The sequence below is a fragment of the Stenotrophomonas sp. 86156_Sma genome, assembly GCF_056481625.1.
Map to the genome: position 1 here is coordinate 1,543,487 of NZ_CM151157.1, position 18,552 is coordinate 1,562,038.

17 protein-coding genes and 1 pseudogene are annotated in these 18,552 nt (G+C 65.9%); 10 read left to right on the plus strand and 8 right to left on the minus strand.

Annotation, left to right across the window (positions count from 1 at the left end; all coding sequences use genetic code 11):
• Window positions 1-19: 19 nt before the first annotated feature.
• Both ACZK33_RS07185 and ACZK33_RS07190 read right to left on the minus strand, forming a co-directional pair.
• A complete protein-coding gene (locus ACZK33_RS07185) occupies window positions 20-850 on the minus strand; it encodes a DUF72 domain-containing protein (RefSeq protein WP_423174419.1) in 831 nt (276 codons plus the stop codon).
• Window positions 847-1,290 (minus strand): VOC family protein, encoded by a 444-nt coding sequence (locus ACZK33_RS07190; protein WP_049461764.1) that lies wholly within the window; start codon window positions 1,288-1,290, stop codon window positions 847-849. Before ACZK33_RS07190 ends, ACZK33_RS07185 begins: the two co-directional genes overlap by 4 nt.
• Before the next feature lie 110 nt (window positions 1,291-1,400).
• On the opposite strand from ACZK33_RS07190, the gene ACZK33_RS07195 reads away from it, so the two are divergent.
• The 3 genes from ACZK33_RS07195 (at window position 1,401) to agp (ending at window position 6,283) form a co-directional block, all read left to right on the plus strand.
• Window positions 1,401-2,960 carry a serine hydrolase gene (locus ACZK33_RS07195; protein ID WP_423174420.1) on the plus strand — a complete coding sequence of 520 codons (1,560 nt, stop codon included), beginning with the start codon at window positions 1,401-1,403 and terminating at the stop codon, window positions 2,958-2,960.
• A gap of 199 nt (window positions 2,961-3,159) precedes the next feature.
• Complete coding sequence (gene smrA / locus ACZK33_RS07200; protein WP_423174421.1) at window positions 3,160-4,992, plus strand: multidrug efflux ABC transporter SmrA; 1,833 nt, start codon at window positions 3,160-3,162, stop codon at window positions 4,990-4,992.
• A gap of 67 nt (window positions 4,993-5,059) precedes the next feature.
• On the plus strand, window positions 5,060-6,283 hold the full coding sequence (gene agp / locus ACZK33_RS07205; protein ID WP_423174422.1) for a bifunctional glucose-1-phosphatase/inositol phosphatase: 1,224 nt from the start codon (window positions 5,060-5,062) through the stop codon (window positions 6,281-6,283).
• 9 nt (window positions 6,284-6,292) lie between these two features.
• Here agp and ACZK33_RS07210 read toward each other — a convergent pair whose 3' ends face one another.
• Window positions 6,293-7,291 (minus strand): polysaccharide lyase, encoded by a 999-nt coding sequence (locus tag ACZK33_RS07210; protein ID WP_423174423.1) that lies wholly within the window; start codon window positions 7,289-7,291, stop codon window positions 6,293-6,295.
• A 164-nt stretch (window positions 7,292-7,455) separates the two neighbouring features.
• Here ACZK33_RS07210 and ACZK33_RS07215 point away from each other — a divergent pair, with 164 nt between their 5' ends.
• Together ACZK33_RS07215 and ACZK33_RS07220 are read left to right on the plus strand one after the other, a co-directional pair.
• Window positions 7,456-7,692 (plus strand): hypothetical protein, encoded by a 237-nt coding sequence (locus ACZK33_RS07215; RefSeq protein WP_423174424.1) that lies wholly within the window; start codon window positions 7,456-7,458, stop codon window positions 7,690-7,692.
• Between the two features lie 131 nt (window positions 7,693-7,823).
• Window positions 7,824-9,026, plus strand: a pseudogene (locus ACZK33_RS07220) (ISL3 family transposase).
• 63 nt (window positions 9,027-9,089) lie between these two features.
• Here ACZK33_RS07220 and ACZK33_RS07225 read toward each other — a convergent pair.
• Complete coding sequence (locus tag ACZK33_RS07225) at window positions 9,090-10,898, minus strand: DUF885 domain-containing protein (protein ID WP_423174425.1); 1,809 nt, start codon at window positions 10,896-10,898, stop codon at window positions 9,090-9,092.
• Between the two features lie 112 nt (window positions 10,899-11,010).
• On the opposite strand from ACZK33_RS07225, the gene ACZK33_RS07230 reads away from it, so the two are divergent.
• The gene (locus ACZK33_RS07230) at window positions 11,011-11,367 is read left to right on the plus strand and encodes a GFA family protein (RefSeq protein WP_110711692.1); all 357 of its coding nucleotides are present in this window, start codon (window positions 11,011-11,013) and stop codon (window positions 11,365-11,367) included.
• A 32-nt stretch (window positions 11,368-11,399) separates the two neighbouring features.
• The gene (locus tag ACZK33_RS07235; RefSeq protein WP_423174428.1) at window positions 11,400-12,179 is read left to right on the plus strand and encodes a DUF4349 domain-containing protein; all 780 of its coding nucleotides are present in this window, start codon (window positions 11,400-11,402) and stop codon (window positions 12,177-12,179) included.
• 31 nt (window positions 12,180-12,210) lie between these two features.
• Here the strand turns inward: ACZK33_RS07235 and ACZK33_RS07240 are convergent, their stop codons facing one another.
• Window positions 12,211-12,504 carry a hypothetical protein gene (locus ACZK33_RS07240; protein WP_005415831.1) on the minus strand — a complete coding sequence of 98 codons (294 nt, stop codon included), beginning with the start codon at window positions 12,502-12,504 and terminating at the stop codon, window positions 12,211-12,213.
• A gap of 68 nt (window positions 12,505-12,572) precedes the next feature.
• Entirely contained in the window at window positions 12,573-13,517 is a 945-nt protein-coding gene (locus ACZK33_RS07245; protein ID WP_279913186.1) for a LysR substrate-binding domain-containing protein, read from the minus strand.
• A 115-nt stretch (window positions 13,518-13,632) separates the two neighbouring features.
• Between ACZK33_RS07245 and ACZK33_RS07250 the strand changes: the two genes are divergently transcribed.
• Complete coding sequence (locus tag ACZK33_RS07250; RefSeq protein WP_423174426.1) at window positions 13,633-14,505, plus strand: DMT family transporter; 873 nt, start codon at window positions 13,633-13,635, stop codon at window positions 14,503-14,505.
• Window positions 14,506-14,898: 393 nt separating this feature from the next.
• Here ACZK33_RS07250 and ACZK33_RS07255 read toward each other — a convergent pair whose 3' ends face one another.
• Together ACZK33_RS07255 and ACZK33_RS07260 are read right to left on the minus strand one after the other, a co-directional pair.
• Complete coding sequence (locus tag ACZK33_RS07255) at window positions 14,899-15,843, minus strand: IS481-like element ISStma3 family transposase (protein WP_478454306.1); 945 nt, start codon at window positions 15,841-15,843, stop codon at window positions 14,899-14,901.
• A gap of 277 nt (window positions 15,844-16,120) precedes the next feature.
• Window positions 16,121-17,023 (minus strand): peptidylprolyl isomerase, encoded by a 903-nt coding sequence (locus tag ACZK33_RS07260; RefSeq protein WP_423174747.1) that lies wholly within the window; start codon window positions 17,021-17,023, stop codon window positions 16,121-16,123.
• 136 nt (window positions 17,024-17,159) lie between these two features.
• On the opposite strand from ACZK33_RS07260, the gene ACZK33_RS07265 reads away from it, so the two are divergent.
• Both ACZK33_RS07265 and ACZK33_RS07270 read left to right on the plus strand, forming a co-directional pair.
• A complete protein-coding gene (locus ACZK33_RS07265; RefSeq protein ID WP_032128337.1) occupies window positions 17,160-17,525 on the plus strand; it encodes a PadR family transcriptional regulator in 366 nt (121 codons plus the stop codon).
• Window positions 17,522-18,511, plus strand: coding sequence for a sensor domain-containing protein (locus tag ACZK33_RS07270; RefSeq protein WP_423174748.1), 990 nt, complete (start codon window positions 17,522-17,524; stop codon window positions 18,509-18,511). Before ACZK33_RS07265 ends, ACZK33_RS07270 begins: the two co-directional genes overlap by 4 nt.
• The last annotated feature ends 41 nt before the right edge of the window (window positions 18,512-18,552 follow it).

The following is an 18,552-nucleotide window of genomic DNA, read 5'->3' on the forward strand; positions in this document are numbered from 1 at the left end:
CAAGGCGATGACCGCAGCGCTATCCGCGTGAGGAATTGCTGGCCCCATCTACCCGCCGCTGCAGGGCCATCGCCGCCGCCGGGTTGCGTGCCTTGCCCGCACCAATGCACAGCAGGTAGACCTCGCGCGGCTCTGACGGTGCCGGCGCGGCCAGGCAGGGCGGGTCGTCCACCGGTTCGCCGCGTGACCAGTGGAGCGCGCGTTCGGCCCAGCGCTGCTGCACGGGTGCCGGCAGACCCTCGTTCAAGCGGGCCTGGCTGCGCTTGATCCTGGCGTAGACGAAGCCGGCACTGACATCGCCGTGTAGTGGCGCCTCGTCGCTGTCCTCGATCACCAGCGCCACGCCGTGTCGACGGGCGGCAGCAACCAGTGCCGGGCCATGTGCCTCGGCGTTGCGGACCTCCAGCGCATGCTGCAGCGTCACCCCTTTCAGTTGCTTCGGCAGCTGCGCCATCAGGGCACCCAATGCATCGGCATCGGCCGGATGGCGCGGATCGAACTGCCACAGCAACGGGCCGAGCCGGTCACCGAGTGCAATCGCCGCCTGCAGGAAGGGCGCGGCCGCTTCCACCGTGCTGGACAGGTCGCGGCGCTGTACCAGGTAGCGTGGCGCCTTCATCGAAAACTGGAAGCCTTCCGGCGTCTGTGCGGCCCACTGCGCGCACTGCGCCGCGGTGGGCGTGCGGTAGAAGGTGCCGTTGATTTCGATACAACGCAGGGCACGGCTGGCATGGGCCAGTTCTTCACGCTGCGGCAGGCCAACCGGGTAGAAAACGCCGCCGCGCCATTCGGGAAACACCCAGCCACCAATGCCGCAGCGGATCTCCGCCTGCCGGGCGGTCGCGGTCACTGGCCGTGGTCCGCGCGCCACGGGTCGTAGCTGCCGAACCACCACAGATAGCCTTCCGGGTCGGCGCAGGCGTAGCCGCGTCCGCCATAGTCCTGGTCGGCGATGTCGATGACAATGCGGGCACCGGCGGCCTTGGCCCGTGCATAGTGCGCATCGGCATCGGTGACGATCACGCAGGCGTTCTGGGTCTGGCGGCCGCCGACCTCATCAGGCATCGCCGCATGCTGGCTCCACTCGCTTTCCTTGTCGGCCGAGCCGAGCATGATCATGCCGGTGCCGAAGGTCAGCTGTGCATGGAAGACCGTATCGCCATCGGCGTAGACGGCCTGGGCATGGAAGCCGAAGGCGCGCTGCAGCCAGTCGATGGCGGCCTGCGCGTCGCGATAGCGCAGGCACGGAATGATGGTGGAGCCGTTGCTCGGTTGGCCGTTCCCGCCCATGACACCCCTCCTATGGCACAGGGCAGGGTGCGCCGTAGATCGTTACCATCGCGCGAAACCCCGGTGACGGCCTGCACATGGCCGCCACCCCTGTTCGGAGATCGTGCTGGATGAAACCCTGGATTGGAGGAGCCGTGCTGCTGGCGTGCACGACCATGGCGAGTGCTGCCACCCCCGCGCAGCTGCAGGACCTGGATGCCACCGTCGAGCGCGTGCGCGCGCAGTTCGACGTGCCCGGCATTGCCGTGGCCGTGGTCAAGGATGGCGAGGTGGTGCTGGAACGCGGCTGGGGCGTGCGCGAGCAGGGCAAGCCGGAACCGGTGCAGGCCGATACGCTGTTCGCCATTGCTTCCAACACCAAGGCGTTCACCGCCACCTCGCTGAACCTGCTGGCCGAGGACGGCAAACTGAAGATGGACGACAAGGTGATCGACCACCTGCCGTCGTTCCGCATGTCCGATCCGTTCGTGACCGGGCAGATGACGATCCGCGACCTGCTGTCGCATCGCAGCGGGCTGAGCCTGGGCGCAGGTGACCTGCTGTTCTGGCCGACCACCTCCTACAGCAATGCCGAAGTGGTGGAGCGGCTGGGCAAGGTGCCGCTGAAGGGCGGTTTCCGCGAGAGCTATGCGTACGACAACATCCTGTACGCGGTTGCCCAGCAGGTGATCGAGCATGTCTCCGGCATGAGCTACCAGCAGTTCCTGCAGACCCGCATCTTCGACAAGGTGGGCATGGCCGGCACACGCTACAACGCCGATCACCTGAAGCCGGGCGACAAGGCCGCGGTCGGCCACGCCAAGTACGATTTCAAGGACCTGCGTACCGTTGCACCGCTGACCTGGTCGAACAATGCCGGCGCCGGTGGCATCTATTCCAGTGCGCACGACATGGCGCGCTGGATGCAGGTGCAGCTGGACGAAGGCAAGCTGGCCGATGGCACCGCGCTGTTCAGCAACAAGAGCCAGCAGCAGATGTGGCGGATGATCACGCCGCAGTCGATTCCGGCGCCGAGCGTGCCGGAGCTGGCGCCGGCGCGGGCCAACTTTGCCGGCTACGGCGAAGGCTGGAGCCTGAGTGACTACCGCGGCCGGAAACTGGTCTGGCATACCGGTGGCTGGCCGGGCATGGTCTCGCGTTTGACCCTGGTGCCAGGCGAGAAGCTGGGCGTGGTGGTGCTGACCAACCAGGAAGTAGGCGCGGCGTTCAACGCGATCACCCTGAGCGTGCTTGATGCTTACCTGGGCGGTGAGAAGCACGACTGGGTGGACGCCTATGCCAAGGCCGTGGCCAAGGGCCAGGACAAGGCCGATGAGGCCTGGGCCAAGCACCAGAGCGCGCGTGACAAGGGCAGCAAGCCATCGCTGGCACTGGCCGGCTACACCGGCACGTTCCGCGACCGCTGGTATGGCGACATGCAGGTCAGTACCGAGGGCAAGGGCCTGCGCCTGCGCTTCATGAAGACCGCGCAGCTGAGCGGGCGCCTGGAGCATTGGCAGCATGACACCTTCATCGTGCGCTGGGACGACCGTTCGCTCAACGCCGACGCGTTCGTGAACTTCAGCCTGGATCCGGACGGCAAGGTGCGCGAGGTGCGCATGCAGTCGATCTCCGACCTGACCGATTTCAGCTTCGATTTCCAGGACCTGCTGTTCACCCCGGTGAAATGACGCCGCGGGGCGTGGCCCGGCGCTGACGTTTGACGAATCCGATGGGTAGTGCCGGCCGCTGGCCGGCAACCTCATGATCCCCGGATGCGTCGCAAGGTTGCCGGCCAGCGGCCGGCACTACCGGAGCGGTGGCGATCATCGGCTGGCGTACACATCCGGCGTGGGATACTCCGCCGCTTGCAAGAGGCGAGGGAGTGCGATGTTCCGTTGGTTTGAATCCCTGATCCCGGTGTTCCCGCCCGTGGATGGGCGTATGCCACCGCGCAAGGTGCTGCCGTTCTACCTGCACTACCTGCGCCCAGTGTGGCCGGTGCTGCTGGCGACCCTGATCGCTGGCCTGCTGCTGGCGCTGGTGGAAGTGGCAATGTTCGATTACCTGGGCCGCATCGTCGACATGGTCGCCGAGCAGCCCGGTGCCGGCTTCTTCCAGCGCCATGCCAACGAGCTGGGCTGGATGCTGTTCATCACGGTCATCGCTCGGCCGATCCTGGTCGGCCTGCATAACCTGCTGGTCAACCAGGCGATCGTGCCCGGCCTGAGCAACCGCTCGCGCTGGCTGATGCACAACTACGTGGTGCGGCAGAGCCTGAACTTCTTCCAGAACGACTTCGCCGGCAGCGTGGCCAACCGGGTGATGCAGACCGGTACCTCGCTGCGCGAATCGGCGGTGCAGATGGTCGACTCGCTCTGGTACATCGTGGTCTACACCGGCACCGCGCTGTACCTGTTCGCGCAGGCCGACTGGCGGCTGATGGTGCCGTTGATCCTGTGGCTGCTGGCCTATGCAGTGATCCTGGCCTACTTCGTTCCGCGCGCGAAGGAACGCGCATGGATCGCCTCCGAAGCGCGTTCCAAGGCGATGGGCCGCATCGTTGATGGCTACACCAACATTCCCACGTTGAAGCTGTTCGCCCATGGCGGACGCGAGCAGGCCTATGTGGCCGAGTCGATCCAGGAACTGGCGGTCAAGCACCGTGCGCAGACCCGCATCACCACCGGCATGGACCTGACCATCGCCATCGTCAACGGTTTCCTGATTGCCGGTACCTGTGGGCTCGCGCTGTGGCTGTGGAACGGTGGCCACATCACTGTTGGCGCGATCACGTTGGCGACCGGCCTGGTGATCCGCATTCACAACATGTCCGGCTGGATCATGTGGACCATCAACGGCATCTTCGAGGACATCGGTACGGTGCAGGATGGCATCACTACCATCGCCCAGCCGCTGACCGTGCAGGACCGCGAGGATGCGGTCCCGTTGCAGGTGACCCGTGGTGGCGTGCATTTCCAGGACATCCACTTCCACTACGGCAAGAAGGGCGGTGTGATCGCCGGCCTCGACCTGGTGGTGAAGCCGGGCGAGAAGATCGGCCTGGTCGGTCCTTCCGGCGCCGGCAAGTCGACCCTGGTCAACGTGCTGCTGCGCCTGTACGACCTGGAAAGCGGCCGCATCCTGATCGACGACCAGGACATTGCCTACGTCACCCAGGAAAGCCTGCGCCAGCAGATCGGCGTGGTCACCCAGGACACGTCGCTGCTGCATCGCTCGATCCGCGACAACCTGCTGTACGGTCGCCCCGACGCGACCGATGAACAGTTGCGCGCTGCGGTGGCCAAGGCACGTGCCCAAGCCTTCATCGATACGCTGGTGGACGGGCAGGGCCGTCGTGGCTACGACGCACATGTCGGCGAGCGTGGCGTGAAGCTGTCAGGTGGCCAGCGCCAGCGCATCGCCATTGCCCGTGTGCTGCTGAAGGACGCACCGATCCTGGTGCTGGACGAAGCGACCTCGGCGCTGGACTCGGAAGTGGAAGCGGCGATCCAGGACAGCCTGGACCAGCTGATGGGCGGCAAGACGGTGATCGCGATCGCGCACCGGCTGTCGACCATCGCGCGCATGGACCGGCTGGTGGTGATGGACCAGGGGCGCATCGTCGAGACCGGCAGCCACGCTGAATTGATTGCGGCCGGTGGCCTGTACGCACGGCTGTGGGCGCGGCAGACCGGTGGCTTCGTGGCTGCCGATCAATGATCGCTTCGGGGTCGGATCCCTTTCCGCAGGAAAGGGCTCTGACCCCAGCGTGTTTCCGGAGACCTGCATGATCCGCCCCCTGCGCTCCCTGTTGCTGGCACTCAGCCTGGTTGCCACGGTTGCCACGGCTGCGCCGGCACCCATGGACGGCGACCAGCTCAAGCAGGTCGTCCTGCTCAGCCGTCACAACCTGCGCGCGCCGGTGGTAGCCTCCGGCGCGCTGGCCAATGCGACGCCCGAGGCCTGGCCGCGCTGGGAGGTGGCACCGGGCGAGCTGACTACCAAGGGAGGCGTGCTGGAGGTCTACATGGGCCGCTACATCGCCCAGTGGCTGCGCCAGGCGCAGCTGTTGCCGGTGTCGGGTTGCCCGCAGGAGGATGACTTCCACGCGTACGCCAACAGCCTGCAGCGCACCCAGGCCACCGCGCAGTTCTTCGTTGCCGGTGCCTTCCCGGGCTGCCATGTTGCGGTCGAGCAACGCATGCCGCTGGGCACGATGGACCCGCTGTTCAATCCGGTGATCCACCGCGATGACGCGGCGTTCCGCGCACGTGCGGCATCGGCGATGCAGCAGGCGCTGTCCGCATCCGATCTGGCACCGGCACTGTCCGTGGTGGAGGAGATCACCCGCTATCCGCAGTCGGCGGCATGCAAGGGGCACAACGACTGCCATCTGGCGCTGTCCGACACCACCTTCAGCGCGGAACCGGGAAAGGAGCCACGCGTCTCCGGATCACTGGCTCTGGCCAGCGGGCTGGTCGATGCCTTGTTGATGGAGCACTACCAGGGCAGTGGCATCCCCCGCGAAGGCTGGGGCCGGTTGACCACCGAGGCGCAATGGCAGGCGCTGGCGCAGATCCGCAACCGCTACCAGGACATCCTGTTCGGAACGCCCGAGGTGGCGCGGGATGTGGCCGGACCGTTGCTGGCACGCGTGGATGCGTTGCTGGAAGATCCCGCATCGCCGAAAGTGAGCCTGCTGGTCGGTCACGATTCCAATATCGGTTCGGTGCTGGCGGCGTTGGGAATCAGCGACTACAGCCTGCCGGGCCAGTACGAGAAGACGCCGATCGGCGGCCTGCTGCAGTTCGAGCGCTGGCGTGATCGCCACAGCGGGGTGGAACGGATCCGCCTGGCCTACGTCTACCCGACCACCGCGCAGCTGCGCGATGCGCTGCCGCTGGCCAACGCGCAGCCGCCGGGCCGCGTCGCGCTTCGTGTGCCGGGGTGCGCGGCTCAGGGGTGCACCGTCGCCGAGTTCCAACGTCTGCTGCATCCGGCAGCGCGCTGAGATACGCCGCTAACGCAGCGGCGCGCGCACGATGCCATGCGTGGCCATCAGCGTAAGGTCGCCGCCGAGCCGGGGCGAGTGGAACGGGCCACGTGCATGCGCGGCGTCGAACAGGCCGCCATCCGGTGATCGCAACCGGTAGAACTCGACCCAGCCGCTGGCCTGCAGCGGCAGCTGTGCAACGCCGGTGTGTTCGTTGAACCATGCAGGGTCCTTGCTGCCTTCGACGACGCGGCGGGCAAGGCGGTCGATGGCGTGATCCCTGCTGGCGTACCCGTCCTGGCCGCGCAGCCGCGCCAGCTCAGCCATCATCACCAGCGGCGCCAATGCGTAGTCGTGGTAGTGCAGGGCACGTTGCCCGCGCGCCATCTCCAGCGGCAGGCTGCCATCGTCCTGGATGTCATCGATGCCCTTCTGGAAGGCGGCGTGGCCGGCCTGCCACAAGGCCTCGTCACTCGTGGCTAGGCCGGCGGCCAGCACGCCCAGGCCGCCCCAGTAGTAGTGGTTGTTGCGGCGCCGTTTCGGATTGTCCCAGTACGCCAGATTCGCTAGGGCCAGCTTCTGCAACCAGGGGTCGATGCGCGCGCGCTGCCGGGCACCAGCCTGGTCATGCACCTTCAGGTAGGCCATCGCTACCGCATCGAGCATCCACTGCCGCATGTAGAACGACTGATCGTTGTTGACCCGGATCATCTGCCCGAGCATGGCGCCATCGTCGGCCCACGCACCCAGCCAGCTCAGCGTGCACTGTGCCGCTGCCGGGTCACCGGTGCGCAGGTAGTCGTCGCTCATGCGCGCCACGTCCGCGGCATAGCGGTCCAGCGGCGCAGTGGCGTCCTTGTTCTGCTGGTGCAGTACCGGGTCGATCACCGAGCCGGCCTTGTCGGTGTAGTAGCCAAGAGCGCGGATGTCCGGCTGGCCGGGCGGCGGCGGGGGGCAGGCGGCGAAGGCAGGACCGGCCGCCAGGGCAGCGCAGAGGAGGCCGAGGCGTAGCACCAGGGAGGGCATGGGAACCAGCAGGGACGGGGAGGCGATGCGAACGATGCGCCCGGAGTCGTTTGCCAGTTGTGAGGCCGCACGGGCCCGGTTTGCGAGTATTCAGGACCGGAGCGGCGCCTGAAGCTCAAGAGTCGGCTAGTCTGTCGTCATCAATTCAGCGGGAGGGAGTGGCGATGAGAATCACGGATTTTCTCGTGATGGACGGTGAGGGTGATGAGATCCCTGCTGATCCGCATGGCAACCATGTGGCTTTCAACTGTTTCGAGTGCGGATACCCGGTAGTGGCTGGCTCATTGGAAAACGAGCGGGGCAGCGATGAGGATTGCCCTTCAGCCTGTCGTGGCTGTGGTGTTGAGTACTTCGTGGATCTGCGGCTGGGCTCAAAGAAAATGTACATCCATCTGCTCTGACCCGGCAGCAGCCCAAGCAGGGGCAAAAAAAAGGTTCTTCTCCCATCTGAGGGGAGAGGCTCACGGCCGACCCGCTAGATTGTGGTTGTCGAGACTACAAACTGGGGCCGGCCGTGGCCAAGCTGGATTGTATGCCGTTGTTGGGGGACTGGGCGGGGTATCGCCTGGATGGTTGGAGACGCGAGGTTCGTCATGGGGTCTCGTGGCTGGTACTTTCGCTGCTTCCCGATGGACGCCGCAGGCACCGCTGCAGCGGCTGTTCCAAGTGGGTTACCTCCATCCACGACCATGTGATCCGGCGTATCCGTGATCTGCCTGTTTTCGATGAGCCGGTCGAGCTGGAGGTGCAGCGGCAGCGCGTGGCCTGCCCTCGTTGCGGGCCGAAGCTGGAGCATCTGGACTGGCTGGATCGGCACTGCCGGGTCACGCAACGACTCGCAAAGAGCGTTGCACAGATGTGTGCTACCACGTCGATCCATGCCACAGCCAGATGGCACGGACTGGACTGGAAAACCGTCAAGGCGCTTGATTTCAGGCACTTGCAGCAGACGTTGGGACCGGTGGACCTCTCCGGAATCCGTATTCTTGCAATGGACGAATTCGCGATCCAGAAGGGCCATCGCTACGCCACGGTGATAGTAGAGCCGTCCCGCAAACGAGTGCTATGGGTTGGGCGTGGTCGTAGCCGAGCGGATGTTCGCCCCTTTTTCGAGCTGTTGGGCCGGGAGGGCTGCGAACGTATCCAAGCGGTCGCCATGGACATGAATTCGGCATTCGACCTAGAAGTGAAAGCCCAATGCCCAAATGCCGAAGTGGTCTACGACCTGTTCCATGTGGTGGCCAAATACGGCCGGGAGGTCATCGACAGGGTCCGCGTGGATGAAGCCAACAGGCTGCGTCAGGACAAACCTGCTCGGCGTGTGGTGAAGACCTCTCGCTGGCTCTTGCTACGCAACCGGCAGAATGTCCCGGCGGATCAACGAGTGAAGCTCAAGGAGCTGCTGGCTGCCAACAAGGCACTACTGACGGCCTATGTGCTGAAAGACGACTTGAAGCAGCTCTGGCGCTACCGTAGCCAGGCTTGGGCAGCAAAAGCGTGGAAGAGCTGGCGACAGCGCGCATTGCGTAGCCGCCTGGAGCCCCTGCGAACGTTTGTCCGTCGCCTACAGCCCTATCTGGCAGGCATTCTGGCTCATTGCCGGTGGCCCCTCGGAACGAATCTGGTCTAGGGGATCAACAACAAGATAAAGGTCATAATGCGCGTTGCCTACGGATACCGGGACGACGCCTATTTCTTCCTCAAAATCCGAGCCGCCTTCCCCGGAGTTGGGTGAAGAACCAAAAAAAAGCGGCCCGGGTTTCCCCGGGCCGCTCCGCTTCATCTCACACCGTCCCGATCACTCGATCGGCTGGTCCAGCATCAGCTGGCGTGCGAAACGCACCGGCGGGGCGCCGTAGGACAGCACCTGGTCGTGGTAGGCCTTCAGGTTGAACGTGTCGCCCAGCTTCTCCTGCACCGCCTTGCGGGTGTCGAAGTGTTCCTGCGCACCGACGAAGTAGGTCGGCAGCTGCGCCGAGGTCAGCTGCGCGCGCACCCACTTGCCGGCGGCTTCGCTTTCCTGCTGGAAGGCATCGTGGGTCATCAGGTGCATCGCCTTCTCGCGATCCCAGTTGTCCACGTGCACGCCCTGGTCGAGGATCGCGTTGGAGATCGTGCGCAGGTAGAACTTCAGCTGCACCAGGTGGAACAGCGGGTCGTTGTTGAGGTAACCCTGCTCCTGCATCATGCGCTCGGTGTAGACCGCCCAGCCTTCGGCGAACAGGCCAGAACGCAGCACCGCACGCAGGGTGGAGGGGAACTTGGCCGAATGCCAACCTTCCAGGTAGTGGCCCGGAGTACCTTCGTGGATGCTCAGCAGGTGGATCATGCGCGAGTTGTACTCACGCAGGAACGAGTCGACCTGCTTGTCGTTCCAGTCGTCCGGAATCGGCGACACGGCGTAGAAGGTCTTCAGGTTCTTGTCCAGCGGGCCCGGCGAATCGCAGTAGGCCACGGCCACGCCGCGCTGGAATTCCGGCATCAGGATGATGTCCACCGGCGCGTCGGGCAGGGTCATCAGGTCGTGCTCGCGCACGAACGCGGTGGACTGCTCCAGTGCGGCCTTGGCATCGTCGACCACCTTGTCGCGCGCCGGCTTGTCGGCGTAGGCCAGCTCCAGCGCGGCCTCGATCGCCTTCTGCTGCTGCTCGTCGGTCGGCTGTGCCGGCATCTCCGGTGCGCCCGGCTTGTCCTTCAGCACGGTCTGCGCGATGCCGTACATGTCTTCGCGCACGCGCTTGAGTTCGGCGCGTGCACGCTCGCCGATCTCCTGGCGCGACAGCGACGAGTTCAGCGCGAACTTCAGCTTCTGGTCGTACTTCTCCGCGCCGATGCGGAAATCGCCCTTGGCGTTGGGCACCAGGGTCTTGTCCAGCCAGGTCTGCTGCTCGTCCACCGCCTTCTTCAGGCCATCGATGGCGGCCTGCAGGCGCTGCTGGTCGGCCTGCGGCAGTTCGCCGATGTGCGGGGTGATGAAGGTATCGACGATGCTGAGGATGCCCTTGTTCTGCTTGGCCACCGTCTCGGCGTGGATCTTCGGCACGCGGGCCGGATCCAGGTTCTCGCGTGCCTGGGCGAAGATCGCCGGCAGCTTTTCCATACGCGCGGTGGCCGACTTCAGGCGCTCCGGCAGCGGCGCGAACTCGCGGGCCATCAGGCCGTAGATCGCGCTGCCGGCAATGCCGTTGTACAGCTGCGGGTCCCACTTGCCGGACTGCAGCACTTCGGCGTTCCAGATTTCCGACTGCAGCTGGTTGCGCAGGATCGCCGCGTCCACCTGGTTCTCGCGGCCCAGCTTGGCCACCTCGATCTTGTCCAGCTCGCCCAGAAGCGCCTTGTAGGCGGCCAGGGTCTTCTGCTGGCCGGCGGCACTGAGGTCATCCAGTTCGCTGTCGTAGCGGTGGTCACCGATCTGGGTGGCGCTGACCGGCGACAGCTGCATCCAGGTGTCCAGGGCGCGCTTGGACAGGTCGGCGAAGGCGGCATCGACCGCCGCGTCACCGGCCTGCTGGCTGGCGGCCGGGGTGGAACCGTTGGTCGGGGCGTCGGCCGGCTGGCAACCGGCCAGGGCGGCGACCAGGGCGAGGGCAAGGAGATGCGGGCGCATCGGCGTTCCTGTACAGGGTCAAACCCCGAGCATAGGGCCCCGGGGCTGCTTTGTCCCCGTGCCATAGGATTACCATGGGCGCAGACAGGGACTCTCCAGCGGAGCGCAGGACATGGAATACCAGGGAAGCTGCCATTGCGGCAGGATCGCATTCACCGTACAGGCCGAGGCGCCAATCAGCGATGTCATCGACTGCAACTGCTCGATGTGCCGCCGCCGCGGCAGCCTGCTGTGGTTCGCCCCGCGCGAGGCGTTCCAGCTGACCACCGATCCGGCGGACGTGGCCACCTATCATTTCAACAAGGCGCATATCGATCACCACCACTGCCGCGAGTGTGGCGTCGCGCCGTACAGTGAAGCGGTGGATCCGCGCACCGGCACGCCGATGGTGGCGGTGAACGTGCGCTGCGTACCGCAGGTGGATCTGGCCACATTGGCCGTCATGTCCTACGACGGAGCGGCACTGTGAGGCCGCTGCACGCGTGGACGCGCGTGGTGGCGATGCCGGTGCTGCTGCTTGCATTGGCAGCCTGCGCCAAACACGGCGATGTGGCGGCCGATGCAGGCGCTACTGCCGCCGAAGCGGCCGTTGCTTCACCGGAGGGCGCATTCCTCGCCTACGAACACGACGTGCAGGTGCAGCTGGAAGCGGCGCAGATTGCACCGCGCATCCAGCAGGTGGCGCAGGCCTGCCAGAGCGCGAAGTTCGGTGACTGCGCGGTGCTGCAGGTCGACCAGCGCAGTGGCGAGCAGCCCAGCGGCGAGGTCAAGGTGCGCATTGCGCCGAAGGGCACCGAGCCGTTGATCGCTCTGGCCGGTGAGGGGGGCACGCTGCAGTCGCGCAATACGCGCGCCGAGGACCTGGCGCAGGAGGTAGCAGACACCGCACTGACCAAGGCGCGGCTGGAGAAGGAACACGCGCGGCTGCTGTCCTACCAGGACCGCAAGGACCTGAAGATCGAGGACCTGATGGCGATCACCACGCGCCTGTCGGAGATCGAAGCGGGCGTCGAGCAGGCCAACAAGGATTCTGCGCAGCAGCGCCGGCGCATCGATACACAGCTGGTCACGATGCACTTCGACACCACCTCGGGCCAGCGCAGCCGCAGCGAGATCGGTGAGGCGCTGAGCGAATCGGGCAGCATCCTCAGCACCAGTATTGCGTTCCTGATCCGTGCTGCCGCCGCGCTGCTGCCGGTAGCGGTGCTGGCGTTGATCGCGGCCTGGGGTGTGCGGGCGTGGTGGCGTCGCCGCCGCCGCAGGCTGCCGCCCAGCCTCTGAGGTGAAGGTTGATGCCGGCAACCCGCCGGCATCAGCCCTCGTCGGTCTCGTACTCGACGAACACGTCCAGCTCCAGTGCCAGTTCCTGCACGGCATCGCGCACCTTCTGCGCGGTGCTTTCATTGCCGACTTCCACTTCCAGTTCGTGGATGCCCGGGCCGATGTCATCGGACAGCCCGGCCGAACTGGAATCGTCGTCGTCCATGTGCGGCATCAGGTCGTCGGTTTCCTCGACATGTTCGATGCCGTCCAGGCCGAGCAGCAGGTCGCTGATGGCACGGGCGTCGTCTTCGGTTCCGGTGATGCGCAGTCGCAGCATGGCCATGGCGTCGATACGGTGTGGGGTTGCCTGCAGCCTAGCCAGCGTGAAGCAAAGAACGGGTGAGGGCGCAGTCAGCCGTGCGTGGCCGGGCGCCCGAGCAGGCTTTCCGGCAACGCGGGAATCGGCGTGCGTTCGTCCTGCGCCTGCTCCAGCAACCAGTCGATGAACAGGCGCGCGGCGTGGCTCGGCGGTTGCCCTTCGGCATGCACCACGTGATACGCGTAGCGCGCCTTCAGCGCCGGGCCAGGCAGGCGTACCACCTCGTAGCGCTGCAGGTAGGGCTGCGCGATATGGGTACGTGCCAGCACCGCGCCCATGCCGTACACCGCGGCACGCATCGCATCAGTGCTGTCGGCAAAGGTATGCATCGGCGGCAGCGGCGACGGTGGACGCACACCCGAGTGGCGGAACCAGTCGCGCCAGCCCTGCGGCGACAGATCGGTCAGCAGCGGCAGGTCGGCGATGCGCGCCGGATCGACCAGCGTTTCGACCCCGGCCAGCGCCGGTGAGGCGACCGGGAACAGGTAGTCATCCATCAGGTGCTGTGCACGCAGGCCCGGCCACTGGCCCAGGCCATAGCGGATGCCGACCTCCGGACCGTTGTCGTCGTAGCGGTCCAGACCGCTGCCCGTGTGCAGTTCGATGCGGATGTGCGGATGGGCCTGGGTGAAGCGTGGCAGCCGTGGCAGCAGCCAGCAGTAGGACAGCGAGCGCAGCGTGGTGATCCGCAGCGGCACGCTGTCGGCATCCGGCTGCAGGTGATGGGCGACGGCCGCGACATCGGAGAAGGCGGCGCTGGCGGCGTCGGCCAGCTGCCGGCCCTCGGCAGTCAGGCGCACGCCGCGGGCGTGGCGCAGGAACAGCCGGGTTTCCAGCACCTCCTCCAGCCGGCGCACATGGTGGCTGACCGCGCTGGCGGTCAGGTGCAGCTCCTGGGCGGCCTGGGCGAAGTTCTGGTGGCGCGCTGCGACCGCGAACACGGCCAGTGCGGGGAGCAGGGAAGGGCGTAGCTGCATGTCCAGCCTCAAACCATATTTGTGGCTGGCAGCGATACTACGCGCTTGTGTGGCGGGCGTCTGCGCCTGATCCTGTCTGCCTTGGCGAGGAACCGACGATGGACGGAGGCAGGGCATGAATGCGGTCCCACAGGCGGCCGAGCGCGACTGGCGCACGCCGCTGGAATTGACCCTGCTGGGCGCCATCTGGGGCTGCTCGTTCCTGTTCATGCGGGTGGCGGTGCCGTCGTTCGGCCCGTTCGCGCTGGTCGAGGTGCGGCTGGTGCTGGGCGCGCTGGTGCTGCTGCCGTTCCTGTGGCGTGCCCGCGCACAGTTCCCGCCGCGACGCTGGCTGTGGCTGGCACCGATCGGCCTGATCAACTCGGCGCTGCCGTTCGTGCTGTTCGCCTATGCCGCCGAACAGGCACCGGCCGCGATCGGTGCGATCTGCAATGCGATGACCGTGCTGTTCGCCGCGCTGATCGCCTTCCTGTTCTTCGGCGAGAAGATCGGCATGCGCCGTGCGGGTGCGCTGCTGGTCGGCTTCGCCGGCGTGGTGGTGCTGGCCACGGCCAAGGTCTCCGGCCTGAGCATCGGCACCGCGGTGCTGGCCGGTGCGGCGGCTTCGTTGCTGTACGGCCTGGGCGTGAACCTGGTGAAGCGGCACATGACCGGCCTGCCGTCGGCGGCCGCGGCGGCGGCAACGCTGTCGTGTGCCTCGCTGTGGATGCTGCCGATGGCGGTCAGCCACTGGCCGCAGGCGGCGATTCCGGCCAAGGCCTGGGGCGCAGCGATCGCGCTTGGCGTGGCCTGCACCGCGCTGGCGTTCCTGATGTTCTATCGTTTGATCGGCCGTATCGGCCCGTCGCGTGCGTCGACCGTGACCTATCTGATTCCGCTGTTCGGCGCTGCGTTCGCGTGGTTGTTCCTGGGTGAGCCGGTGACGCTGCAGATGCTGATTGCGGGTGCGTTGATTCTGGGTAGTGTGGCGGTGAGTCAGAAGGGCTGAGGTGTTGGCGTTTTGCGCGTGGCGCGTGCTGAAGGTGCTTCACCTTTCATGGGCGTTACTTTTCTTTGTACGCAAAGAAAAGTAACCAAAAGAAACGTTCCGCCAGCCGAGAGCCGATGCTACGCATCGGTGCCCTGTGCTCCTCGGCCCGTCGAGGGACGGCGCGGGAACTCGCTGCGCTCAGACACCCGCGCCTCTTCGCCCTCGCCGGACCTGCGGTGCTCGGCTCGCTCAAGGCGGACCCAGATCAAAGGCCACAGCTGCACCCAGTAGATCCACGCCATGCGTGGATGCCTTTGCGGTTGATCTTGACCTTCCAGTCCGCCTTGAGCGAGCCGAGCACCGCAGGGGAATCAGGGGCAAAGAGGCGCCGATGTCCTGTAGAGCCGACTGCTAGTTGTGTAAACCCACTACGTTGTTCAGCGGCACTCTTGAGATAGGTGGCTGGCCGCCGATCGCCATATGGGGACGGTGCCAGTTGTAGTAGTGCAGCCATTGGTTCAACACGGAATTGCGCTGGTCCGAGGATGCGTACTCGCAGGCGTAAGCCCACTCGCGCAGGCTGGTCTGGATGAAGCGCTCGGCTTTGCCATTGGTCCGCGGCGTGTAGGGCTTGGTTCTGATGTGCTTGATCCCAAGGGATTTGAGCAGCTTGGCAAATGCAGTGGAGCGATAGCACGCACCGTTGTCGGTCAGGATCCGCTTGAAGGTGATTCCCAGGCTGGCGTAGTACTCCAGAGCGCCCAGCAACGCCTGACAGGCGGTTTCGCCCTGTTCGTTGGGGTGGATGCTGCTGAAGGCGACCCGGGAGTGATCGTCGATGGCCACGTGGACGTAGCCCCAGCCACCGCCGGCGGCGTTTCCCCTGCGCTTGGCATCGGTTCTGTGCCCTGGCCGCTGGAAGTTGCCCAGCTTCTTGATGTCCAAGTGCAGCAGCCCTCCGGGCTGATCGTATTCGTATCGGATGACCTCCTTGGGCGGATCAAGCCGACACAACCGATTGAGGCCGTGGGCGCGCATCAGCCTTGAAATCGTACTGTGGCCGACCCCCAGCGCCTTGGAGATGGTCAGGTAGGTCTGCCGCTTACGGCGGTGCTCCTTGATTTGCTCGACTACCGGAGCAGGTGTGGCATGCGGCGTCTGGTGAGGCCGTGAGCTGCGGTTTTCCAGGCCCGGTGCCCCGAACTGGCGGAATCGGGCCAGCCACTTGTAGGCCGTACGCACACTTACGCCACACGCTTGAGCTGCTTCTTCCGGGCGTAGGCCCTCGTGGAGGATACGGCGGACCAGAAGCGCTCGACTAAACGGCGTCAAACGGGCATTTTTATGATTGTTCATCCGGGCTCTTTGGGGGCTGGAACGGTGTGGTAACCACCATTTTCCAAAGATGTCCCGGATGAACAACCTACAGAGAGATCACAGCTAGTCGGCTGACTTCCTCGCGCCGTCCCCTGATTCACCGAGAAGCGCAGGGGACCGGCGTGCGAAGCACGGCGGCTCGCGACCTGGCGGCGCGTTTCTTTTGGTTACTTTTCTTTTCGCGCGAAAAGAAAAGTGACGCCCATGAACGATGAAGCACCTTCAGCACGCGCCACGCGCAGAACCCGCGACGGCGTTACTTCACCGGCACCGGAACATTGCAAAGATCGATATGCCCCGCCGGGCGCTTGTAGAAATCATCCACGCGATTGCGACGCGCCTCCACCGTATCGGCGAACGTCTTCGAATCGGTGCGCAGCACCTGGATCGGCGTGCGCTCGGCCACCGGCACATCGCTGGCGCGGCGGATCGACACGATCAGCGTACGCAGCTTCGGGTCGGTGTAGAAGCCCATCGGCGCCGGGCCGCGCGGGGTCGCGCTGAGCAGCTCCATGCCCTTCAGCACGCGGCCGACCAGGGTGATGTTGCGGTCCAGCTGGCGCGGCGACTGGCCGGTCACCACGTACAGTTCGGCACCGATGCTGCTGTCTTCCTCGTTGCTGCGGCCAGCGCCGAGCATGCCGTAGCAGTGCGCCAGCCAGGCCTTGCCGGCCTGCGGGTCCTGGCCGACCGGGAAGCCGTCGACGAAACCGGTCTGCGCGGCCCAGCCATCGCGATCCGGCAGCACGCTGACCTTCAGGCCGGCGCTGGCGCGTTCGAATTCGGCCGGCAGCTTGCGCGCGGCGCTGCCGAACGGCTTGGCCTTGGCCGCGTCATCGGCGTCGGCATCGCCGAACTGCACCACGAAGTTGTCCTGCGAGCGGTAGATGCTGGTGCCGTCCCAGAAGTGCTCGTGGGCGAAGGTCTGGATGTTGGCGACATGGCGCGGAGCGAACTGCGGTGCCAGTTCGATGATCACCCGCCCGGCCGGCAGGTCCATGTACAGCAGGTTGGCGGGGTCCGGGGCGCGCCAGTCGCTGGCCGCCGAGGCATCGAGGATCTGCTGCGGGCTGCGGTAGGGCGTGGCCGAACTGGCCATGGCGGGCAGCAGGCAGGACAGGGCGAGGGCGGTCAGGGCAAGGCGACGGCGGTGCGGCATGGGATCCCCGGAACATGAACGAGGCTTCGATTCTGCGTGAGCGGCCCGGCCACGCCAACCGGCAGAGTGACTAATGACACATTCGCTATACTGAACTTCGCACTACTGTGGACTTCAACGTAGTGGAGGGCCGGTCATGTCCGAGGACGATGTCCAGCTGAAGAAGTTCCAGAAGGAACTCAGCGCTGGAACGGTGTCGCTGGCCCTGCTGGCGGTGCTGGCCCGGGCTGGGGAGCCGCTGTACGGCTACCTGATCGCCAAGGAGCTGGAGCGGGTGGGCGAGGGCGTGCTGAGCGGCAAGCAGAGCGCGCTGTACCCGGTGCTGCGCAATCTGGAGGGCGCCGGCCTGCTGGAAAGCCATGTGGAGCCGTCCAGCAGCGGGCCGCCGCGGCGCTACTACCGCATCAATGAACGTGGCCGCGAGGTGCTGGCGCAATGGCGCCAAGCCTGGCAGGCCACACGCGATTCCGTCGATTCCGTGTTGGAGGGGGTACCGCAATGAACGACCCGAGCCTGGCAGGCCGAGCCCTGCCCACGACCATCCCGCAGTACCTGGCGCAGCTGCGCGCGGCATTGGAAGGCGCCGACCCGGCGATGGTGCAGGACGCGCTGTACGACGCCGAGGAATACCTGCGCTCGGAACTGGCCGCGCAGCCCGGCCGCAGCGAGGCCGAGGTGATCGCCGACGTTGCCGGCAGCTATGGCGCGCCGGACGAGGTAGCCGAAATCTACCGCGAGACCGAAGTGACGGTGAATCGCGCGCTGCGTACACCGCGTGCGGATACCGCGCCGGTGCTGCGTGCGGCGGCGGAAGCCAGTGGTGTCGAGCCGGCCGCGCCGCCACCAGCGCCGGTACAGCGCTCGCTGCTGGCCCGCTTCTTCGGTGTGGTGGCCGATCCGCATACCTATGGTGCGCTGTTCTACATGTTGCTGTCGCTGGCGACTGGCACCTTCTTCTTCACCTGGGTGGTGACCGGCCTGTCGCTGTCGCTGGGCCTGCTGATCCTGATCATCGGCATCCCGCTGACCGTGCTGTTCTTCGGTTCGGTGCGCGGGCTGGCGCTGCTGGAAGGGCGGCTGGTGGAAGCGCTGCTGGGCGAGCGCATGCCACGTCGTCCGCGTTACACCGACCGCAGCCGCAGCTGGCTGCAGCGCATCGGCGACATGTTCACCGACGGCCGCACCTGGCTGACCCTGCTGTACTTCGTGCTGATGCTGCCGCTGGGCGTGATCTACTTCACCATCGCGGTGACGCTGCTGTCGCTGTCGCTGAGCCTGATCTGGGCGCCAGTCGCAGCGATCTTCAGTGGCGACATCCCCGGCGTGTACATCAACGACGTGAACGTGTTGCCGATGGCGGCCTCGCCGCTGGTGGCGATCGCGGTTGCCGCGGCGGGGGCGCTGCTGCTGCTGCTGACGATGCACCTGGCACGTGGCATCGGCAAGCTGCATGGGCTGATCGCCAAGAACCTGCTCGTGCGGCTGTAAGCGGGTGCGGACGCTCCGGTAGGTGCCAACCTTGGTTGGCA

Excerpts from the sequence above, each read along its gene's own strand:
- ACZK33_RS07190 (WP_049461764.1), bottom strand. The coding sequence starts at position 1,290 with ATGGGCGGGAACGGCCAACCGAGCAACGGCTCCACCATCATTCCGTGC.
- ACZK33_RS07195 (WP_423174420.1), top strand. The coding sequence starts at position 1,401 with ATGAAACCCTGGATTGGAGGAGCCGTGCTGCTGGCGTGCACGACCATG.
- smrA (WP_423174421.1), top strand. The coding sequence starts at position 3,160 with ATGTTCCGTTGGTTTGAATCCCTGATCCCGGTGTTCCCGCCCGTGGAT.
- agp (WP_423174422.1), top strand. The coding sequence starts at position 5,060 with ATGATCCGCCCCCTGCGCTCCCTGTTGCTGGCACTCAGCCTGGTTGCC.
- ACZK33_RS07210 (WP_423174423.1), bottom strand. The coding sequence starts at position 7,291 with ATGCCCTCCCTGGTGCTACGCCTCGGCCTCCTCTGCGCTGCCCTGGCG.
- ACZK33_RS07215 (WP_423174424.1), top strand. The coding sequence starts at position 7,456 with ATGAGAATCACGGATTTTCTCGTGATGGACGGTGAGGGTGATGAGATC.
- ACZK33_RS07225 (WP_423174425.1), bottom strand. The coding sequence starts at position 10,898 with ATGCGCCCGCATCTCCTTGCCCTCGCCCTGGTCGCCGCCCTGGCCGGT.
- ACZK33_RS07230 (WP_110711692.1), top strand. The coding sequence starts at position 11,011 with ATGGAATACCAGGGAAGCTGCCATTGCGGCAGGATCGCATTCACCGTA.
- ACZK33_RS07235 (WP_423174428.1), top strand. The coding sequence starts at position 11,400 with ATGCCGGTGCTGCTGCTTGCATTGGCAGCCTGCGCCAAACACGGCGAT.
- ACZK33_RS07240 (WP_005415831.1), bottom strand. The coding sequence starts at position 12,504 with ATGGCCATGCTGCGACTGCGCATCACCGGAACCGAAGACGACGCCCGT.
- ACZK33_RS07245 (WP_279913186.1), bottom strand. The coding sequence starts at position 13,517 with ATGCAGCTACGCCCTTCCCTGCTCCCCGCACTGGCCGTGTTCGCGGTC.
- ACZK33_RS07250 (WP_423174426.1), top strand. The coding sequence starts at position 13,633 with ATGAATGCGGTCCCACAGGCGGCCGAGCGCGACTGGCGCACGCCGCTG.
- ACZK33_RS07255 (WP_478454306.1), bottom strand. The coding sequence starts at position 15,843 with ATGAACAATCATAAAAATGCCCGTTTGACGCCGTTTAGTCGAGCGCTT.
- ACZK33_RS07260 (WP_423174747.1), bottom strand. The coding sequence starts at position 17,023 with ATGCCGCACCGCCGTCGCCTTGCCCTGACCGCCCTCGCCCTGTCCTGC.
- ACZK33_RS07265 (WP_032128337.1), top strand. The coding sequence starts at position 17,160 with ATGTCCGAGGACGATGTCCAGCTGAAGAAGTTCCAGAAGGAACTCAGC.
- ACZK33_RS07270 (WP_423174748.1), top strand. The coding sequence starts at position 17,522 with ATGAACGACCCGAGCCTGGCAGGCCGAGCCCTGCCCACGACCATCCCG.